The organism is Gracilimonas sp. (genome assembly GCF_035704785.1).
In the GTDB taxonomy this organism is placed as follows: Bacteria; Bacteroidota; Rhodothermia; order Balneolales; family Balneolaceae; genus Gracilimonas.
On record NZ_DASSWP010000243.1, the window covers coordinates 1 to 4,307 of the forward strand.

At 45.7% G+C, this 4,307-nt stretch carries 4 protein-coding genes; 1 reads left to right on the plus strand and 3 read right to left on the minus strand.

Annotated features, from left to right (window positions below; genetic code table 11):
• The first annotated feature begins 99 nt into the window (after positions 1-99).
• On the plus strand, positions 100-816 hold the full coding sequence (locus VFM80_RS13475) for a ZIP family metal transporter (RefSeq protein WP_395072533.1): 717 nt from the start codon (positions 100-102) through the stop codon (positions 814-816).
• A gap of 521 nt (positions 817-1,337) precedes the next feature.
• Here the strand turns inward: VFM80_RS13475 and merA are convergent.
• Genes merA through VFM80_RS13490 form a run of 3 tightly spaced genes read right to left on the minus strand, consistent with a single transcriptional unit; the run spans position 1,338 to position 3,983 of the window.
• Positions 1,338-2,975, minus strand: a complete 1,638-nt coding sequence (gene merA / locus VFM80_RS13480) for a mercury(II) reductase (RefSeq protein ID WP_395072535.1) — start codon at positions 2,973-2,975, stop codon at positions 1,338-1,340.
• Between the two features lie 4 nt (positions 2,976-2,979).
• Positions 2,980-3,606 carry a mercuric transport protein MerTP gene (merTP, locus tag VFM80_RS13485; RefSeq protein ID WP_395072537.1) on the minus strand — a complete coding sequence of 209 codons (627 nt, stop codon included), beginning with the start codon at positions 3,604-3,606 and terminating at the stop codon, positions 2,980-2,982.
• Complete coding sequence (locus VFM80_RS13490) at positions 3,603-3,983, minus strand: ArsR/SmtB family transcription factor (RefSeq protein WP_395072539.1); 381 nt, start codon at positions 3,981-3,983, stop codon at positions 3,603-3,605. Before VFM80_RS13490 ends, merTP begins: the two co-directional genes overlap by 4 nt.
• Positions 3,984-4,307 lie beyond the last annotated feature (324 nt).

The following is a 4,307-nucleotide window of genomic DNA, read 5'->3' on the forward strand; positions in this document are numbered from 1 at the left end:
TGCCACTGATTGTTCAAATGTGTAGCCTTTTAAAAAATCATAATCCCTGCGCCGGTTATGCGGCAGGCCGTTATGCACTCAAACGTATCGTAACCTTTAATGAATGACTTAGCTGAAATTGTTGTATTAACCCTGATCGCAGGACTCGCAATGCCAATTGGTGCGTCAATTGCTGCGGTAGAGCGAATCAGTCCGCGATGGTTAGAAACTGAAGTGCGCCACGGTGTAATTGCCTTTGGTGGTGGCGCTCTTTTATCCGCTGTTGCGCTGGTTCTCGTTCCTCAGGGTGTGAGTACTTTGTCTTCTCTTCCGGTTGCGGCTTGTTTTTCCGGTGGAGGCATCATGTTCATGGCGCTTGATATCCGTTTAGTGGCAAACAATACGCCATTTAGCCAGCTGACTGCTATGTTGTCTGATTTCGTACCGGAGGCATTGGCGCTTGGTGCCACCTTCACATTCTCCAAGGATGCCGGGCTTCTCCTGGCTGTAATCATTGCGCTCCAGAATACGCCTGAAGGTTTCAACGCATATCGAGAAATCAAGGTTTCCAGCGATTATGGCCGTCTGAAAATCATCGGCGCTTTTATACTAATGGCAATGTTGGGCCCTATTGCCGGGACAGCGGGTTACCTTGTACTGTCGGATTACCCGCAAATTGTTTCCGGAATCATGTTATTTGCCGCCGGTGGCATCCTGTACATCGTTTTTCAGGATATTGCACCGCAATCCAAGCTGAAGAATCACTGGGCGCCACCATTAGGCGCTGTTGCAGGTTTTTTGCTTGGTGTATTAGGCCATATCGCGGTTGGGGCATAACAAGGTGCTGCTGTCGGAAAAATTCTACGCTGCGCTCCAAATTTGGCGCAGAGCACGGCGTTAGGGCGCGTCAGGCGCATCACCTTCTGTCAAAATATGTGGGCTTCCAGCCGGTGGTAATTTTTTGGTCAGGTAGCAGGTTCGTGTCGTTGGTGTGGGTTGCCTCTTCTAAAGTTTTCCCAAGAGTCGGGGCGCCACGTTTTCGGTTCTGAGTTTTTTGGCTTTTAAGGTGTGGCGCTTTGCTTTTTCGGCCATCCCTCGCGAGCACTTTCTAATGCGCCTGTCGCTTAGTTCCGGCAATTTTGGCTTGTAGGTCAGCGGTGGTTTTGCACGGTTCGTGGTTGGTCTGGCTGTCTCGCCCTAAAAGCGTTTTAAATCGGACGCGGACGGGATGCGATAGAAACTTGTTTGCTGGGAAATAATTTTGCTACTTCAAAGAAATCATAATCTCCGCGCCGTTTAAACGCTGGGTCGTTATAGAACCTTCAAAAATCATATATTCGTGATGTAGCCGGAAACATCTAAACTGCACAGCAGCTCAACTTACTCACATCTTTGTCAAAAGTGAGTGTAGCAAGCTTAATCCCTTCAGAAAGGGTCAGGTAGGGATGAAATTCGGACTTGAGTGATTGAATAGTAACTCCGTGTCGAATAGCCAGTGCCAGTTCCATCAATAGTTCCGAACCTTCCGGTGCTAAAATGCGAGCTCCAATCAAGTGGTCATTATCTTGGTTTCGGATCAATTTGATATAACCACGGGTGTCCCGTGCGGCGATGGATCGGGGCACATTGTCCAGCGTAAGTTTCGTTGCTTGATAATTGACTCCAGCTTCTTCCGCTTGCTGCTCGTCCATACCCACACCGGCTACCTGTGGATCTGTGAAAATAACCCAAGGTAAGACCGAAAAATCGGCTTTTCCATGACTCTCTCTCATTGCATTTTCAGCTGCAATTTTACCTTCATAAGCCGCAGTATATACGAACTGTCGTTCTCCAAGTACATCACCGGCGGCAAAGATGTTGGACACCTTGGTCCGCATGGTTTCATCCACGGGAATATAGCCGCGACCTTCGGTGTCAATCCCTGCGGATTCAAGATTTAAATGTTTTGTATTTCCCTGCCTGCCGGTAGCAACTAATATCTGATCGGCTTCAAGTTCTTTTCCTTCTCCGTTCAACGTAAAGCGGATGCTTCTTTTGTTACCTGTTTTTGTTACTTCCAGTATGTCCGTGTTCGTTAAAATGGTCAATCCTTCCTCTTCCAAATATCCCGTCAAGGCCGTTGCAAGTTCTTTGGGTTGATCACTTAAGACATGCTCTGATCGTTGTATAACCGTCACCTTGCTTCCAAGCCGACTAAAGAGTTGAGCATTTTCCATAGCAATATATCCGCCGCCCAAAATAACAAGCTCTTCCGGGAGATCCTCAAGTTCATAGGCTGATTCATTAGTCAGATATCCCGCTTCTTTGAGTCCGGGTATTTCAGGTATGAACGGGGAAGCTCCTGTGGCAATCAAAATGTTCTCGGTGGTATAGGTTGAGTTATTAACTTCGACCTGATTTGCCTGGGTCAACTTTCCGTACCCTTCAATAAGGGTAATATTTGGATCATCCTTTATCACATTCACATACTTCTCCTGGCGCAGGTCTCGAACCATCTCCCGTTTTTGCTCGATCACTTTTTTAAAGTCACTGATGGTTGCAGTCGTTTCAATCCCTTCAAACCTCGGGTGGGATGCCTTATGGAAGGCTTCTGCTGTTCGGATCAGCGTTTTGGAAGGCACGCACCCCACATTTACGCACGTTCCACCTGTTGGCAGACCTTTATTTATAATAAGCGCGGTCCCGCCCAGTTCACTGGTTCGGATAGCAGCAGCAAAAGCAGCCGAACCGCCCCCGATAATAATCAACGAGTAATGGTTATCACCAGATTGCTCTTTTCCCGATTCACCCACTACCTGATACTTTCCCGTCTGATTTACGGCTTCAATCACCGATGCTTTATCAAGGGTAGCTTCATCGAATGCTACCGTTGCCGTTCCTTTTGGGTAGCTTACATCCGCTTTCTGTATTCCGTTTAGTTTGGTTAGATTTTTTTCAATAGATGCGGCGCAATGATCACATGTCATGCCCGCTATGTCCAATTCCAGTTCTTTCATCCTATTATTCCTTTTCTTGCTCTTGTTGAAGGTTGGCTGTAAATCCGGTCTTGTTGATTGCATCCTGAAGCTCTTTTTCTGTAAGCTTCGTTTTCAAATACGAAATAGTAGCCGTTCCACTGTCGTAGGATACCTCGGCTTCCAAAATTCCATCCAGTTTACCCAACTCATTTTTTACACTGGCTTCACACCCAGCGCAGGTCATGCCTTTCACAGTGAAGGTGACCCGTTCTACATTTGCCTCGGAAACATATTGTATTTGAGTGGGTTGAGCGTCAGAGAAAAACCAATGAGAGTAGTTTGGAAAAGCCAGCAACAGCGCCGCCACAACGGTTACAATGCCAAGAAACGATTTAGACTGGGTGAAACGGGCTTCTTCAGGATCACATTCGCAGTCGATTTCTTTTGAGGGCTTCAGCTTTTGATACCATGCGAATCCAAGTAAAAGAACGGTCAGCCCAATTAAATAAGGCCGAAATGGGTCCATGAATGAAAACGTAGAGGCGATTCCACTTGTTCCTGCCAGAACAGCCAGTACCGGTGTGATGCAGCAAAGGGAGGAGATAAAAGCGACTCCCAGTCCCGCGCCCAGCCATTTGGTGTCAGAGTTACTTTTTTGTTGCTTGTTCATGCGGCTAATACCTCCATAATGGCATTGTTTTCAATTTGATTAAAAAGTGGTTTCAAAAGCACGTCGTAAGGTTCTTGCAGAGAATAGAAGATGAGTTTTCCCTCTCTTCTTGAGTCTAAGACCCCGGCGTCTTTCAATTTTCGAAGATGTTGCGATACCGCCGGTACGGTCATATCCAAAATATCGCTCAAGTCGCACGGACATAAATCTTCCTCGGTGCTCAACAAGAACAGAATTTTCAGGCGTACATCATTTCCGGCCAGTTTTAATATGTCTGATAGTTTTAAAATGGATGACTCTACCGCTTGGATGGAGTCAATGCAGCGGTTGATCTGGTTCAGATCGGCTACATCACGAATACAAGATTGTTTACTCATAGTGAATTAATTTAAGTCAATGCTTAAATATATAGTCAATGTATCATTTAAGCAAATAATTAAATGTAATCACACAGACGGTTCTATAACAACGGTTTCAACGCGGACTTGGCCGCTGTTTGCCAGTTCAAAATTAGGGGACTAAAAGTAATTCCAACTTTTAATTACATTACTTACCCAAAAGGCCAAGCCGGTTAAACCGCAGAACGTTAGCTTACCTAAAACTAATATCGTCACTTGTTATTTTTTGTGGTATTGTATATGCTACCATATGTCAGTTCGTCAAATTGTATTAGATACCAATATTATCTATTCGGCACTTCG

Excerpts from the sequence above, each read along its gene's own strand:
- VFM80_RS13475 (WP_395072533.1), top strand. The coding sequence starts at position 100 with ATGAATGACTTAGCTGAAATTGTTGTATTAACCCTGATCGCAGGACTC.
- merA (WP_395072535.1), bottom strand. The coding sequence starts at position 2,975 with ATGAAAGAACTGGAATTGGACATAGCGGGCATGACATGTGATCATTGC.
- merTP (WP_395072537.1), bottom strand. The coding sequence starts at position 3,606 with ATGAACAAGCAACAAAAAAGTAACTCTGACACCAAATGGCTGGGCGCG.
- VFM80_RS13490 (WP_395072539.1), bottom strand. The coding sequence starts at position 3,983 with ATGAGTAAACAATCTTGTATTCGTGATGTAGCCGATCTGAACCAGATC.